This window comes from Pigmentiphaga daeguensis (genome assembly GCF_039523035.1).
Taxonomy (GTDB): domain Bacteria; phylum Pseudomonadota; class Gammaproteobacteria; order Burkholderiales; family Burkholderiaceae_B; genus Pigmentiphaga; species Pigmentiphaga daeguensis.
Genome location: NZ_BAAAEN010000051.1, coordinates 1 through 14,229, shown reverse-complemented (window position 1 = coordinate 14,229; position 14,229 = coordinate 1). Strand labels below are relative to the sequence as shown.

Below are 14,229 nucleotides of genomic sequence, written 5' to 3'. Positions count from 1 at the left end.
TCGCCGGCGCGCGGACCTTCCAGGTCCACTTCTTCGATGGTCAGGGGCGCGCCTGCCTTCCAGGCGATCGCGGCTTTGGTCTTCATGGGCTGCTCCTTTGGCGGCGTATGCGGCGGCAATATAGCCGCGCGTGCGCGGACAGCGGGCGCCCCGCCCCCAGGATGGCCGCCGGCCGCCGCAAATTGGCCGAAATGGGCTCCTCGGCCGTTTGCGGACGTCCGGTCAGTCGGCGCGGATGCCGAGCTGGCCGATGATGCCGCCCAGCCGGCGATGGTCGGCCGCCACCAGTTCCTTGAGCCGGGCGGGAGGGCCGCCCACCGGTTCGGCCGCGAAGTGCTTCAGCGTCTCGACCACGTCCGGCATGCGCAGGATCTCGTTCAGGTGCCGGTTGAGCAGCGCCACCACGTGGTCGGGCGTGCCCTTGGGCGCGAAGAAGCCGTGCCAGGCGCCCACCACGACCTCGGGGTAGCCGGACTCGGCGATGGTGGGCACGGCGGGCAGGAAGGACGAGCGCGCCGGATCGGTGACGGCGAGCGCGGTGACCTTGCCTGCCTGCAGGTATTGCGCGACGGTGCCCAGGGTGACGTAGCCCAGCGGTACGTGCCCGCCTATGATCTGGGCCGCGACGTTGGCGCGGTAGGGCACGTGCTGGATGCCGATGCCGGCGGCGCGGTTCAGCCATTCGCCGGCGATGTGCATGGGGGAGCCCGGGCCGGGCGTGCCGAAGGACAGTTGCCGCCCGCCGCGCGCGGCGTCCACCACGTCGGCCAGGGTCTTGAAGCCGGTGGCGGGATTGGCCACCAGGATCAGCGGGCAGATCGACGTCTGGACGATGGGGGCGAAGTCGTTCAGCACGTCGTAGGTCAGGGCCTCGGGTTTCATGACCAGGGGTGCGGTGGCCACGGTGTTGGGCGCGAACAGCAAGGTGTGGCCGTCCGGCGCGGCCTGGCTGACGTAGCGGCTGCCTATGGTGCCGGCCGCGCCGGGGCGGTTCAGGACCACCACGGGTTGCTTGAGCCGGGCCGACAGCTTGGCCGCGTAAAGACGCGCCATGGCGTCCGTGTCGCCGGTGGGGGCGTAGGCCACCACCAGGGTAATGGCTCGCGAGGGATAGGCTTCCTGCGCGCCGGCGGTCCAGGCCGCGGCCATGGCCAGCGCCGCCGCGCCGAATTGCCTGCGATGCATGTCCATGCTTGCTCCTTGGCTTGCGGACGCCGGTACGCGGCGCGGGGTGGTTTCAGCCTAAGGTAATGCCGAGCATGAAATATGTAAATACATTAAATATCAGAGTTTGTTCTGATATCGGCGTTGTAAAAATGCATGTAAATGCATTCTTACGGGCTACAGCCGCTTGATGAACACCTGGCTGTTGCGGCTGCGGTCGTAGTGCGCCTGTTTGTCCTTGGGCAGGTCGGCCACGCTGCCCTGCGAGAAGCCGCGCTTGATGAACCAGTGCGCGGTGCGCGTGGTCAGTACGAACAGCCGCGTGATGCCCGCCGCCCGGGCACGGCTTTCGATGTGGCGCAGCAGCTTGTCGCCTTCGCCGGCGCCTTGCCACTGCGGATTGACCGTCAGCGCGGCCATCTCGGCCATTTTTTCCTCGGGATAGGTGTACAGCGCCGCACAGCCGTAGATGACGCCGTCGTGTTCGCTGACCGAGAATTTCTCGACGTCGCGCTCGATGCTGCCGCGGCCGCGGCGTACCAGCGTGCCGTCGACCTCGAGCGGCTCGATCAGGTGGAGGATCGCGCCCACGTCGTCGATGGTGGCGGGGCGCAGGTCGTCCAGCGTGTCTTCCACGACCATGGTGCCCACGCCGTCGTGGGTGAATACTTCCAGCAGCACGCCGCCGTCCAGGTCGTAGGGCACCAGGTGCGCGCGCGCCACGCCCAGCTTGACCGCCCGCGAAGCGTGCTTGAGCACCACGGCCGTGCCTGCGTCCAGGTCGCCCTGGGCGATCAGCGCGTCGGCGTCCTCGCGTGCCAGCTCGGTGTCGACGTTGCCTTCCTTGTCGTGGAGGACAGGGGCGTCGGTCAGGAAGATCAGCTTTTCGGCGCGCAGCGCCACCGCCACGGCGGTGCCGACGTCTTCCATGGAAAGATTGAAGGCCTCGCCCGTGGGCGAGAAGCCCAGCGGCGACAGCAGCGCGATGGACCCCTGGCCCAGCGCCATGTTCAATGCCTCGGCGTCCACCTTGCGCACCTGGCCGGTGTGGCGGTAGTCGACGCCGTCGATGACGCCGACCGGCCGGGCGGTGATGAAGTTGCCCGAGATGACCCGGATATGGGAGTGGGACATGGGCGTATTGGGCAGGCCCTGGCTGAACGCCGCCTCGATGTCCAGGCGGATCTCGCCGGCCGCTTCCTTGGCGCATTCGAGCGCGGCCGTGTCGGTCATCTGCAGGCCGCGGCCGAACTGGAAGGGGATGCCCTTGAGCCGGAGCTGCTCGTTGACCTGGGGGCGCGAGCCGTGGACCAGCACCAGGCGTATGCCCAGGGCGCTGAGCAGCGAGAGGTCCTGGATCAGGACGTTCAGGGCGCCCGCCTGGACGAGTTCGCCGCCGAAAGCCACCACGAAGATCTTGCCGCGGAAGGCATGTACGTAGGGCGCCACTTCGCGGAACCACTGCACGAACCGGGCGTGCAGGTCGGAGGGGGCAGGATCGGGGTCGGGAGGTTGTGCGGCTGCGTTCATCCCAAAATTATAATGACGGGTTAATCCAAGTTCTTCTCATGGTCGCACAATCCCGCAAGAATGTGCCTTTGGCACGACGGCGCAACCCGGTTCCGCCCATTACCTACCCCGAAGACCTGCCCGTCAGCGGCCGGCGAGACGAGATCGCGCGCGCCCTGGCGGCGCACCAGGTCATCATCGTCAGCGGCGAGACAGGGTCGGGCAAGACCACCCAGCTGCCCAAGATATGCCTGGATGCCGGCCGCGGCGTGGCCGGCATGATCGGCCATACCCAGCCGCGGCGCCTGGCGGCGACCTCGGTGGCGCGCCGGATCGCCGAGGAGCTGGGCACGCCGCTGGGCGAGGTGGTGGGCTACCAGGTCCGTTTCAACGACCGCACGGCCCCGGGAGCCTCGGTCAAGCTCATGACCGACGGCATCCTGCTGGCCGAGTCGCAGCGCGATCCCTGGTTGCGCGCCTACGACACGCTCATCATCGACGAGGCGCACGAACGCAGCCTGAATATCGATTTCCTGCTGGGCTACCTGCGCCAGTTGCTGGCGCGGCGGCCCGATTTGAAACTGATCATTACGTCGGCAACCATAGACGCGGAGCGCTTCGCCCGGCATTTCAGCCTGCCCGGCCAGCCCGAGGTGCCCGTCATCAACGTCTCGGGACGCCTGTACCCGGTGGAGGTCCGCTACCGGCCGGTGGATACCCGCGGCATGCAGGCCAGCGACACCGACGAGCAGCCGGCCAGGAAAGCCGAACGGCCGCGCGAGAAGGAGAACCTGTCGCGCGACGAGGAACGCGACCTGATCGACGCCATCGTCGATGCCGTGGACGAGTGCGCCCGCCACGGCCCCGGCGACGTGCTGGTTTTCCTGCCCGGCGAGCGCGAGATCCGCGAGGCGGCCGAGGCCCTGCGCAAGCACCATCCGCCCGGTACCGAGGTGCTGCCGCTGTTCGCCCGGCTGTCGCAGGCCGAACAGGAGCGGGTCTTCCACCCCAAGGGCAGCGGCCGCCGCGTCGTCCTGGCCACCAACGTGGCCGAGACGTCGCTGACGGTGCCCGGCATACGCTTCGTGGTCGATACCGGCCTGGTCCGGATGAAGCGCTATTCGTGGCGCAACAAGGTCGAACAACTGCGCATCGAGCCGGTCAGCCAGGCTTCGGCCAACCAGCGGGCGGGCCGTTGCGGCCGTATCGGACCCGGCGTGTGCATCCGCCTGTACGAGGAGACCGACTACGCGGCGCGCCAGCCTTTCACCGACCCGGAGATCCTGCGCTCGTCGCTGGCCAGCGTCATCCTGCGCATGAAGTCCCTGAAGCTGGACGACATCGAGCAGTTCCCGTTCGTCGAGGCGCCGCCGGGGCGGGCCGTCGCCGACGGCTACCACCTCCTGCAGGAACTGGGCGCCATCGACGAGGACAACGCCTTGACGCCGGTGGGGCGCGAACTGGCGCGGCTGCCGGTCGACCCGCGCATCGGCCGCATGATCCTGGCCGCGCGCGACCAGTCCTGCCTGAGCGAGGTGCTGATCATCGCGGCGGCGCTGTCGGTGCAGGACCCGCGCGACCGCCCCATGGACGCGCAGGAGGCGGCCGACCAGGCCCATGCCAAGTTCGCCGACGAACGGTCCGAGTTCATGGCCTTCCTGAAGCTGTGGAAGTGGTTCAACGAAGCGGTCGAGCACAAGCAGTCGCAGCGCAAGCTGGTGGAGAACCTGCGCCAGAACTTCCTGTCGCCGGTGCGCATGCGTGAATGGCGCGACGTGCATTCGCAACTGGCGGCGGTGGTGGGCGAGCACGGCTGGCGCCTGAACCAGACCGAGGCCACGCTGGAGCAGATCCACCTGGCGCTGCTGTCCGGGCTGCTGGGCAACATCGGCTACAAGTCCGACGAAGAGGCCCAGTACCTGGGCGCGCGCGGCATACGCTTCTTCATCCATCCGGGCTCCCGCCTGGCGAAGAAGGCGGGGCGGTGGGTCGTGGCGGCCGAACTGGTCGAGACCTCGCGGCTGTTCGCGCGCTGTATCGCGCGCATCGACCCCACGTGGGTGGAGCGCGTGGGCGGCCACCTGCTGCGCAAGAACTGGTCCGATCCGCGTTGGGAAAAGAAGGAGGGGAGGGTGGTCGCCAACGAGCGCGCGACCCTCTACGGGCTGACCGTCTACGCCGGCCGCCGCGTCGATTATGGCCGCATCGATGCCCGCCAGGCGCGCGAGCTGTTCATCCGCGAGGCCCTGGTCACCGGCGAACTCGACAGCCGGCTGCCTTTCATCGCGCACAACCGCAAGCTGGTCGCCGAAATCGAGAAGCTCGAGCACAAGTCGCGCCGGCCCGACATCCTGGTCGACGAAGACCTGATCTACGCGTTCTACGACCGGCAGGTGCCGGCCGACGTGAACCGGGTGGTGACGCTGGAGAAATGGTACCAGGACGAGGCGCGCAAGCCCGGGGGCGACAAGCTGCTGTTCCTGTCGCGCGACGAACTGATGCGGCACGAGGCCGCGGGCGTCACGACCGAGGTGTTTCCCAAGAAGCTGTCGCTGCACGGCATCGACATGGCGCTCGATTATCACTTCGAGCCGGGCTCGCCGCGCGACGGGGTGACGCTGTCGGTACCGCTGTTCGCGCTGAACCAGCTCGATCCGGCACGCTGCGAGTGGCTGGTGCCGGGCATGCTGAAGGAGAAGGTCCATCTGCTGCTGAAGTCGCTGCCGCAGAAGCTGCGCCGGCACTGCGTGCCGCTGCCCGAATACGCGGCGGGTTTCTACGACCGGTGGTTCGAGCGGGCGCAGAAGCCGGACCGCGGGCTGGTCGAGGCGCTGATCGCCGACGTGCGCGAGCAGACCACGGTGCAGCTGGCGCCGTCGGATTTCAAGCAGGAGACGCTGCCGGCGCATTTGTCGATGAATTTCCGCGTGGTGGACGAGCACGGCCGCATGCTGGACATGAGCCGCAACCTGTCGCACCTGAAGGCGCAACTGGGGCGCGAGGCGCAGGCCACGTTCCAGCAGGTGGCCGCGCGCGACAAGGAGGTGGCGCAGGCGTTGGCACACGAGAACCTGACGGACTGGACCTTCGGGCCCCTGCCCGAGCTGATGGAGATCAGGCGCGGCGGCCTGTCGGTGATCGGCTATCCGGCGCTGGTGGATCGCGTCACGCACTGCGACCTGGACGTGTTCGACGATCCCGACGAGGCCGCGCGCCATCATCGCGCGGGGCTGTTGCGCCTGTTCCGGCTGCAGTTGAAGGAGCAGGTCAAGTTCCTGGAGAAGAACCTGACCGGCATGACGCAGATGAGCATGCTCTACATGCCGCTGGGCACGCAGGAGGAACTGCGCGACCAGATCGTGGATGCGGCGCTGGCGCAGGCCTGCCTGGCGGATCCCTGGCCGGCGGACGCGGAGTCATTCGCGCAGCGGCGCGCCGAGGGCAAGGGCAGGGTAGGACTGTTGGCGCAGGAAATCGCGCGCCTGGTGGCGGCGGTGCTGACCGAATGGGCCGCCGCGCAGCGCAAGCTGCCGCAGGCCAAGCCGCATGCCGCGGCCCATGCGGACATGGAGCAGCAGATGCGCGGACTGATGGGGAAGTGGTTCGTGCGCGATACGCCGTTCTCGCAGTTGTCGCATTTCCCGCGGTATTTCAAGGCGGTCCAGGCGCGCATCGACAAGCTGCGCGCGGATCCGGCGCGCGATGCGCGCCTGCTGGCGGACCTGAACCAGTTGCTGGCGCCCTATCAGCGGGCGCGGGCGGCGCGCAAGGGCGTGCCGGACGCGAAGTTGGACGAGTTCCGGTGGATGCTGGAGGAATTGCGGGTGGCGTTGTTCGCGCAGGAGTTGAGGACGCCCATGCCGGTTTCGGTCAAGCGCTTGCAGAAGCTGTGGGAGTCCGTGACGCGATAGGCGTCAGAGGCGTATGTAGGCGCGGATGAAGTCGGCGAAGGTCTGGGCGGCAGGGGAGAGCGACCGCTGGCGGTGACGCAGCAGCGAGATCGGACGCACGATGGTCTGCTGTTCGAACAGCCGCATGTCGACGTTTTCGTATTTCTCGACGATGGGGCGGGTGTGGCCGGGGATAAGCGCCACGCCCAGCCCGGCATCGACCAGGCCGATGGCGGTCCAGACGAACGAGACCTCGTAGGCGGGCTTGAGGCGCACGTTCGCCAATGCCGCGTGGTAGTCGACGAAATGACGGGTGGGGTTCTGCGCCTGTAGCGCGATATAGGGATGGGTGGTGACGTCCGCCCAGGATACGCGTCGCCGCTTGGTCCAGCCGTAGGTGCGGGGATGGATCAGGGCCAGGTGGTCGGTCAGGAAGGGCTCCTCTTCGACGAACGGCGACTCCGAAGGCGGGACGCTGAGCGCCAGGTCCGCTTCGCCGTCGGCGACCAGGTCCACGATCCCGCTGCCTACGCTATCCCGCAGGATCACGGTGATGTGGGGGTGGCGCGCCGTGAACGCGCCGATCACGCGCGGCAACAGCAGCGACGATAGTACCGGCGAGCAGGCGAATCTCACTCGTCCCCGGCGACGCGCCACCAGGTCGCGCGAACCGCTTATCGCCGCGCCCAGGTCCTGCAGTACGCGCGCCGCGGTCGGCTGCAGTTCCTCGCCCGCGTCGGTCAGCCTTACCGTGCGGGTCGTGCGGTCGAACAGCTTGAGTTCCAGTTCCGATTCCAATTCCCGCACCAGCTGGCTGACGGCCGATTGCGAGAGGCTGAGCCGCGCGGCCGCCTCGGTGAAGCTCCTGGCTTCGGCCACGCAGACGAAGGCGCGCAGTTGCTTGAGAGAGAGATTGCCCAGCGACGGATGAACATTGCTCATTAGGTCACCTACTTAATCGATCAAAATAAATTGTTGGGATAATCAATAGGCCTGGAGTGTAATCGTCGCCACTACAACGAGAGTGGACGGAGACAACGATGGCACTGGCGATATCCGCTGACTTGAAGAGGCGTTCGAGGCGCCGCTCACTGGTGGCCTGGCTGTCCTGTTGCATGTTGCTGCCGCCGGTCGCGCTGGCGGCGGGCTATCCGCAACACATGGTCAAGATCATCATTCCTGCCTCGGCCGGCACAACGGGCGATCTGATCGCGCGCCTGATGGCGCCCAAGTTGGCGCAGCGCTGGGGGGTGCCGGTGGTGGTCGACAACAAGGTCGGCGCAGGCGGTTCCATAGGCATGGACTTCGTCGCGAAGGAGTTGCCCGACGGCCATACCTTGCTGATGTCGATCACCGCCTTCAGCACGCTGGCGGCCGTGCGCTCGAACCTGCCCTACGATCCCGCCACCGCCTTCGCGCCCGTGGCCTTGGTAGGCAAGAGCCCGCTGGCGCTGATCGTGAGCAATGACGTGCCGGCCGCGAGCGTGGGCGAATTCCTGGGCTACCTGAGGAAACTGCCCCCCGGCAAATTCAACTACGCCTCGCCGGGCGTGGGCAGCGTGCACCACCTGACCATGGAACTGTTCCAGCAGGAGAACGGCGTCAAGATGACGCACGTCCCGTACAGGGCCACCAGCAGCGTGCTGAACGACCTGGCAGCCGGCCAGGTGCAGGCCAGTTTCGTCGTGCTGCAGACGGCGGCCTCGCTGGTACGGTCGGGAAAAATGCGCATGCTGGCGGTGGTCGCCGATGATCGCGTCCCCCAGTTTCCGAACGTGCCGACGTTGAGCGAGCTGGGCATGAAGAAGATGGTGCTCGAGACGTGGGTGGGCGTGCATGCCCCGGCGGGCACGCCGCCGGCGATCATCGACAAGGTCAATGCCGACGTCAACGACCTGCTCCGGCTACCCGACGTGCAGGCGGCGTTCGATCAGATGGGCGTGGCGAGCGTGGGAGGCTCGCCCGCGATCCTGAACGACTGGGTACGGCGCGAGATCGCGACCTGGCGCGATGTGGCGGCACGAGCCGGCCTGGCGCTCGACTGAGCATCGCCCGGACTTTCAATTTCTGACGAAGACGACATGGTTACGAAAGCACAAAACACGCAACTGGTGCAGACCGGCCCCGGCACGCCCATGGGCAGCCTGTTCCGCCGTTATTGGATCCCGGCCTTGCTGTCCGAGGAGCTGCGCGAGCCCGACGGGCCGCCGGTGCGCGTCAAGCTCTTGTCCGAGAATCTGCTGGCATTCCGCGACACGCAGGGGCGGGTGGCGCTGATCGACGAGTTCTGCGCGCACCGGCGGGTCTCGCTATGGTTCGGTCGCATCGAAATGGACGGCATTCGCTGCCCTTATCACGGCTGGAAATACGACTTCCGGGGCCAGTGCACGGAAGTACCGTCGGAGCCCGCCGGCAGCCATTTCAGCAAGAGCGTGAAGCTGACTTCCTATCCCTGCGTGGAGCGGGGGGGAGTGGTGTGGACCTATATGGGGCCGCCGGAGCTGCAGCCGGCATTCCCGGAGTTCGAATGGGCGATGGTGCCCGACTCGCATCGCTACGTCTGCAAGCGGATACAGGAAAACAATTACCTGCAGGCGATGGAGGGGGGCATCGATTCCAGCCACGTTTCGTTCCTGCATAGCGGCGAACTGCATACCGATCCGCTGCACAAGGGGACGAAAGGAGCGCAGTACCAGCAGGACACGGCCCCCAAGCTCGAGGTCATGGAGTCCGATGGCGGGCTGGTCATCGGTGCGCGCCGCCGTGCCGACGAGGGCCATAGCTACTGGCGGGTGACCCAGTGGATCATGCCGTGGTACACGATGATTCCGCCGTATGGCGACCATGCCTTGCATGGCCATGCCTGGGTGCCGATGGACGACGAGAATTGCTATGCCTGGAGCATGACCCACCATCCTTCCCGGGCGCTGAAGCCGGAGGAACTGGAGGCCATGCAGAACGGGCAGGGGATCTATGCCGAGCTGATTCCGGGCACCTATCGCACGGTGGCGAACAAGCGAAACGATTATCTGATCGACCGCGAAGCCCAGAAGAAGGGAACGCTGTACAGCGGGGTCAGGGGCATCGCCATGCAGGATGCGTCGCTGCAGGAAAGCATGGGCCCCATCGTCGACCGGAGCCTGGAGCGGCTGGCGGCTACCGACATCGCCATCGTCAGGGCACGCCGGCGTCTGCTGGCGGCGGCCGGCAACCTGGGTACGGACGCGCCGTTGCCCGGGCTGGACCCGGCCACGCACAGGGTGCGCTCGGCCTCGTTCGTGCTGCCGGAGGACGTGCCGCTGGAACAAGTGCTGAAGGATGCGACGGCCAAGACCGATACCGAACACACCTCCATCTAGGATGCACGCGATGTCTGAAACCATTTGCGCCGCTGTCGCCCTGGACGGCAAGCAGACCGAGGTCCGGATGTTTCCCCGTCCCGACATCCCGGTGGACGGCGGCCTGCTGGAAGTGGAGATGACCGGTGTCTGCGGAAGCGACTGGCCCTATTTCCTGAACTATCCCAAGAGCAAGGGGCCGCTGATCCTGGGCCACGAGACTGTGGGCCGCGTTTCGGCGCTGGGGGCATCGGCCGCCGCCCGGTGGGGCCTGAAGGAAGGTGACCGGGTGGCCCTGGAGGAATACCTGCCTTGCGGCCATTGCGACTACTGCCGGACCGGGAATTTCCGGCTGTGCGATGCCACGGATTCGTTGCTGGGCAGCGGCATCCGGTACGGCTCGACGCCCATTTCCGTCGCGCCGTCCCTCTGGGGCGGCTATGGGCAGTACCAGTTCCTGCACCCCAATTCGGTGTTTCACCGAGTGCCGGACGCCATGTCGGCAACGCTGGCAACGCTGGCGCTGCCGCTGGGCAATGGCTTCGAATGGGTGCATTTCCAGGGGGAAGCGAGGCTGGGGCAGGTGGTGCTCATCCAGGGGCCGGGGCAGCAGGGGCTGGCCTGCGTGGTGGCGGCGCGCGAGGCCGGGGTCGGCTGCATCATCGTGACGGGCCTGGGCGCCGATCGCCACAGGCTGGCGCTGGCGCGCGAACTGGGTGCGCATCACACCATCGATATCGAAGCGCACGACCTGCTGGAATCGGTGGCCGAGATGACCGGTGGATTGATGGCGGACCTGGTCATCGATTGCGCTTCGGGCGGACCGGACACCATCGTGGCGGCAATCCAGCTGGCGCGCAAGAACGGCAGGGTGCTGCTGGGAGGGCGCAAGGGGCAACCCGTGCCCCGGTTCGACAGCGACATGCTGTTCCGCAAGTGCCTGACGGTCAAGGGGGTGCGCGGCCACAGCTACCAGGCCGTGGAACTCGCGCTGGCAACCATCGCGTCGGGCCGCTATCCGCTGCACAAGCTGTGTACGCACGTGTTCGGCCTGGACCGCGTCGATGTCGCGCTGCGCACCGTGGGCGGGGAAGCCGGCACGGCCGCCATCCACTGCTGCGTCGACCCCTGGGGGCAGGGCCGGCCGGCGTGACCGGAGCCGGGAATGTCGCCGTCGCCCGCCCATCGCGGGCGACGTCATTTCAGGTCAGCGCCCGGCGCAACTCCGGCGCTCCCGGCAGGTTGGGTGGGGGGCTGTCCGTCTGGAGGCTTTCCAGCAGGCGTTCCAGGTGGCCGATGTGCGGCAGCATGGGGCCGTAGAACAGGGTCTGGGTACCGTTCTGGATCAGCAGGGTGGGGAAGTCCTCGATGTCTTCGTCGTCGAGAAGGTCGGGATGTTCCTCGACGTCCACCCACAGGAAGACGTGGTCCTTGAAGCGGCCCGACAGTTCCTCGAACTTGGGCAGGTATTCGCGGCACGTGCCGCACCACGCCGCGCACAGGCATGCCACCAGTATGGTCTGCGGATCGTCGAGGCGCCGCGAGAGATCGCTGGCGCCGGTGTCGGGAAGATAGACGGCCATGATGCGAGGGAAGTAGGGATCCGGTAGCCATTATGCCTGCGCCATGCGTCATACTTGCAACCATGGCTGAATTCCCGGAGATCCGATGACTTCCTCTCCTGTCGAACGCGGTGATCCCAGCGCCGGCCTGCAAGGCGTGGGGCTGGCCTTCGGGCGCGCGGTGGTGTCGCAGTTCCGTGGGCCCATGCTGCTGGCGCTGTTGTTGCCCTTCCTGGTCGCGCTGGTGGGCGCCGTCGTGTTGATCTGGCTGTTCTGGACGCCGCTGACCGAGTGGCTGCAGGGCACGCTGTTCTCGTTGCCGCTGATGGGGCAGATCGACGGCATGCTGGTCGCGATCGGCATCGCGTCGCTGAAGCTGTGGCTGATTCCGGTCGTGGCGACGCTGATCCTGTTGCCGTTGTCGGGCATCTTGGGGCTGGTCGTTGCGGCGGTGCTGATCATGCCGCTGGTGCTGCGCAACCTGGAGCAGAACGACTATCCAGGCCTGCAGCGGCGTGGCCGCCATGCCACGGTGGCCAGCGTCTGGAACGCGGTGTGGGTGACCACGCTGTTCGTGCTGGGGTGGCTGTTCACCATGCCGCTGTGGCTGCTGCCGCCGCTGGCGGTGCTGCTGCCCATCGCGTGGTGGGCCTTTGCCTTCACCCGCATGCTGCGGCTCGACGCCATGATCGAGCATGCCTCGCCGGAAGAACGGCGCATCCTGATGGCGCGGCATAATCGCGGCTTCTGGACGCTGGGGCTGATCTGCTCGCTGCTGAACCTGCTGCCGCCGGCCTGGTTCCTGCTGCCGGTGTTTTCCGCGCTCCTGTTCTCGCACTTCGCACTCGAGGCGCTGCGCCGCTTGCGCAGCGAAACCACGCCATGAACGACACTGCCGTTTCCCATCGCCGCATCGGCCTGATCATCATCGGCGACGAGATCCTTTCGGGCCGTCGCCAGGACAAGCATTTTTCCAAGATCGTGGAGCTGCTGGGCGCGCGCGGCCTGCGGCTGTCGTGGGCGGAATTCCTGGGCGACGATCGCGAGGCCCTGGTCGCCGCGCTGCGGCGCAGTTTCGCGAGCGGCGACGTGGTGTTCTCGTGTGGCGGCATAGGCGCCACGCCCGACGACCACACCCGCCAGGCGGCCGCGGCCGCGCTGGGCCTGCCGCTGGCGCTGCATGACGAGGCCCGCGAGCTGATCACGCAGCGCTGCGCGGAAACGGCCGCGCAGGGCTCGGGCACGGCCGACATGACGGCGCCGGACAACCTGCGGCGCCTGCAGATGGGCGAGTTCCCGGTGGGCAGCGAGATCGTGCCCAATCCATACAATAAGATCCCGGGGTTCTTCATCCGCGACCACACTTTCGTGCCGGGTTTTCCGGTCATGGCGTGGCCGATGATCGAATGGACGCTGGACCACCGCTACGCGGGGCTGCACCACGCCGTGCCGCACGTGGAGCACTCGTTCATGGTGTTCGAACTGGCCGAGTCCAGCATCGCCCCCGTGATGGAGGCCATCGAGCGCCGCTGGCCGGGCGTGAAAGTGTTCAGCCTGCCCAGCATGGGCGAGGGCAAGCGGCGCCACATCGAACTAGGCGTCAAGGGCGATCCCGACAGCGCCGCCGAAGCCCTGGCGATGCTACGCGACGAAGCCCGCCGCCTGGGCGGCGTCTTCGGCGCCGCATCAACCTAAAAAAGAAAAGCGGAGAACGAACACCGTTCTTCGCTTTTTTACCCAGGGCACAGCGGATCCGGCTCCGCCGGTCCGCCAGTGCCGCTCCCTACGGGGCCCGGTGCCGGGCCGCCCCAAGGCGGGCCCCGGCCCCCCAGGGGGGCTGCCGCGTAGCGGCTGGGGGCTCACCATGCCGGGCGCGCGAAGCGCGTAGGGGGTGGGCCTATGCGGTCTTACGAGCGCGGGTCGTCTTGCCGTTTTCGGCGGCGGCCTTGAACGTCGCGTTGGCGGCGGCGGTCAGGTTGGATTCGGCCAGCTCGGCAGCCTGCTTGGCAGCCTTGTTCACCGATTCGTAGGCCGAGGTGGCGGTGGCCAGCGACGACTTCAGCAGGGCCAGGGCGCTTTCCGAGCCGGCCGGGGCGTTCTTGGCCAGTTGCTCGACCACGTCCGACAGCTGGCGCTGTTGTTCGGCGATCTGGGCTTCGCCCAGGCGGGTGAATTCGCTCTGCACGCCGGAGACGATGTCATACACGTGCTTGCTGTAGGCCAGGGCCTTCTCGGCGTTGGGCTGGGCCAGCGCGGAGACGAACGCCAGCGCTTCCTGGCCGTCCTTCAGCGTGAAGGCTTCCTGGGCCTTCAGCGAAGCCTCTTCGAACGTGGCCTTGGTGACCTTGAGGTGCAGGTCGACCAGCTTCTCGAAGCCGGCGAAGGCGGTGTTCTGCGCGGCGAGCAGGGCGTCGAAGGCGGCTTTTTGGGTGGCCAGGGCGCGTTCGGGGGTGGCAAACATAGGGGGCTCCTTGAGGGCTGTCTACACGGGGCGACCGGGAAACCAGGGGAGTACGCCCCAAAAAGCCCGATCCTGGTGCACGCACCGTAACGCGGTAAGCGACTTTGCTGCGATGCACAAAACGTATTTTAAGGACGTGCCGCCGAAAGTCAAGATGCCCGCGGAAAAAATCGCACTTTGTTGGCAAAACCCATAAGTGACTGATTAAATGTCGCATCCCTGACGATTATATAGACTCCCGCCGCTACCCCCTGTTCATGGCTCGTGCCGTTTTGCAAGCCCTGATTGAGGAACATGAGCAAGCC

Annotated in this window: 10 protein-coding genes and 1 pseudogene; 6 read left to right on the top strand and 5 right to left on the bottom strand. The window is 67.0% G+C overall.

Going from position 1 to position 14,229, the window contains the following annotated elements; all coding sequences use genetic code 11:
• Positions 1-222: 222 nt before the first annotated feature.
• A complete protein-coding gene (locus ABD104_RS29790) occupies positions 223-1,191 on the bottom strand; it encodes a Bug family tripartite tricarboxylate transporter substrate binding protein (RefSeq protein ID WP_132980425.1) in 969 nt (322 codons plus the stop codon).
• Positions 1,192-1,341: 150 nt separating this feature from the next.
• Positions 1,342-2,631: an amino-acid N-acetyltransferase gene (gene argA / locus ABD104_RS29785; protein ID WP_371696130.1), complete on the bottom strand. Its 1,290-nt coding sequence runs from the start codon at positions 2,629-2,631 to the stop codon at positions 1,342-1,344.
• On the opposite strand from argA, the pseudogene hrpA reads away from it, so the two are divergent.
• Positions 2,538-6,584, top strand: a pseudogene (gene hrpA / locus ABD104_RS29780) (ATP-dependent RNA helicase HrpA); the annotation flags it as partial. The gene argA and the pseudogene hrpA sit on opposite strands and share 94 nt — an antisense overlap.
• Before the next feature lie 3 nt (positions 6,585-6,587).
• Here the strand turns inward: hrpA and ABD104_RS29775 are convergent.
• Positions 6,588-7,505: a LysR family transcriptional regulator gene (locus ABD104_RS29775; protein WP_087839124.1), complete on the bottom strand. Its 918-nt coding sequence runs from the start codon at positions 7,503-7,505 to the stop codon at positions 6,588-6,590.
• A gap of 173 nt (positions 7,506-7,678) precedes the next feature.
• Here ABD104_RS29775 and ABD104_RS29770 point away from each other — a divergent pair, with 173 nt between their 5' ends.
• From ABD104_RS29770 to ABD104_RS29760, 3 genes are read left to right on the top strand one after another with little or no spacing between them, the layout of a single operon-like run.
• Positions 7,679-8,608 carry a Bug family tripartite tricarboxylate transporter substrate binding protein gene (locus ABD104_RS29770; RefSeq protein ID WP_165963289.1) on the top strand — a complete coding sequence of 310 codons (930 nt, stop codon included), beginning with the start codon at positions 7,679-7,681 and terminating at the stop codon, positions 8,606-8,608.
• 36 nt (positions 8,609-8,644) lie between these two features.
• Positions 8,645-9,922, top strand: a complete 1,278-nt coding sequence (locus tag ABD104_RS29765; protein ID WP_132980427.1) for an aromatic ring-hydroxylating dioxygenase subunit alpha — start codon at positions 8,645-8,647, stop codon at positions 9,920-9,922.
• Between the two features lie 10 nt (positions 9,923-9,932).
• Positions 9,933-11,054 (top strand): zinc-dependent alcohol dehydrogenase, encoded by a 1,122-nt coding sequence (locus tag ABD104_RS29760; RefSeq protein ID WP_087839127.1) that lies wholly within the window; start codon positions 9,933-9,935, stop codon positions 11,052-11,054.
• A gap of 49 nt (positions 11,055-11,103) precedes the next feature.
• On the opposite strand, the gene ABD104_RS29755 is transcribed toward ABD104_RS29760, so the two are convergent.
• Positions 11,104-11,484, bottom strand: coding sequence for a thioredoxin family protein (locus ABD104_RS29755; RefSeq protein ID WP_087839128.1), 381 nt, complete (start codon positions 11,482-11,484; stop codon positions 11,104-11,106).
• Between the two features lie 85 nt (positions 11,485-11,569).
• On the opposite strand from ABD104_RS29755, the gene ABD104_RS29750 reads away from it, so the two are divergent.
• Positions 11,570-12,349 carry an EI24 domain-containing protein gene (locus ABD104_RS29750; RefSeq protein ID WP_087839129.1) on the top strand — a complete coding sequence of 260 codons (780 nt, stop codon included), beginning with the start codon at positions 11,570-11,572 and terminating at the stop codon, positions 12,347-12,349.
• Positions 12,346-13,158, top strand: a complete 813-nt coding sequence (locus ABD104_RS29745) for a competence/damage-inducible protein A (RefSeq protein ID WP_343928846.1) — start codon at positions 12,346-12,348, stop codon at positions 13,156-13,158. The genes ABD104_RS29750 and ABD104_RS29745 overlap by 4 nt, the downstream gene beginning before the upstream one ends.
• Positions 13,159-13,360: 202 nt before the next feature.
• Here ABD104_RS29745 and ABD104_RS29740 read toward each other — a convergent pair whose 3' ends face one another.
• Positions 13,361-13,924, bottom strand: coding sequence for a phasin family protein (locus tag ABD104_RS29740; protein WP_087839131.1), 564 nt, complete (start codon positions 13,922-13,924; stop codon positions 13,361-13,363).
• Positions 13,925-14,229 lie beyond the last annotated feature (305 nt).

Excerpts from the sequence above, each read along its gene's own strand:
- ABD104_RS29790 (WP_132980425.1), bottom strand. The coding sequence starts at position 1,191 with ATGGACATGCATCGCAGGCAATTCGGCGCGGCGGCGCTGGCCATGGCC.
- ABD104_RS29775 (WP_087839124.1), bottom strand. The coding sequence starts at position 7,505 with ATGAGCAATGTTCATCCGTCGCTGGGCAATCTCTCTCTCAAGCAACTG.
- ABD104_RS29770 (WP_165963289.1), top strand. The coding sequence starts at position 7,679 with ATGTTGCTGCCGCCGGTCGCGCTGGCGGCGGGCTATCCGCAACACATG.
- ABD104_RS29765 (WP_132980427.1), top strand. The coding sequence starts at position 8,645 with ATGGTTACGAAAGCACAAAACACGCAACTGGTGCAGACCGGCCCCGGC.
- ABD104_RS29760 (WP_087839127.1), top strand. The coding sequence starts at position 9,933 with ATGTCTGAAACCATTTGCGCCGCTGTCGCCCTGGACGGCAAGCAGACC.
- ABD104_RS29755 (WP_087839128.1), bottom strand. The coding sequence starts at position 11,484 with ATGGCCGTCTATCTTCCCGACACCGGCGCCAGCGATCTCTCGCGGCGC.
- ABD104_RS29750 (WP_087839129.1), top strand. The coding sequence starts at position 11,570 with ATGACTTCCTCTCCTGTCGAACGCGGTGATCCCAGCGCCGGCCTGCAA.
- ABD104_RS29745 (WP_343928846.1), top strand. The coding sequence starts at position 12,346 with ATGAACGACACTGCCGTTTCCCATCGCCGCATCGGCCTGATCATCATC.
- ABD104_RS29740 (WP_087839131.1), bottom strand. The coding sequence starts at position 13,924 with ATGTTTGCCACCCCCGAACGCGCCCTGGCCACCCAAAAAGCCGCCTTC.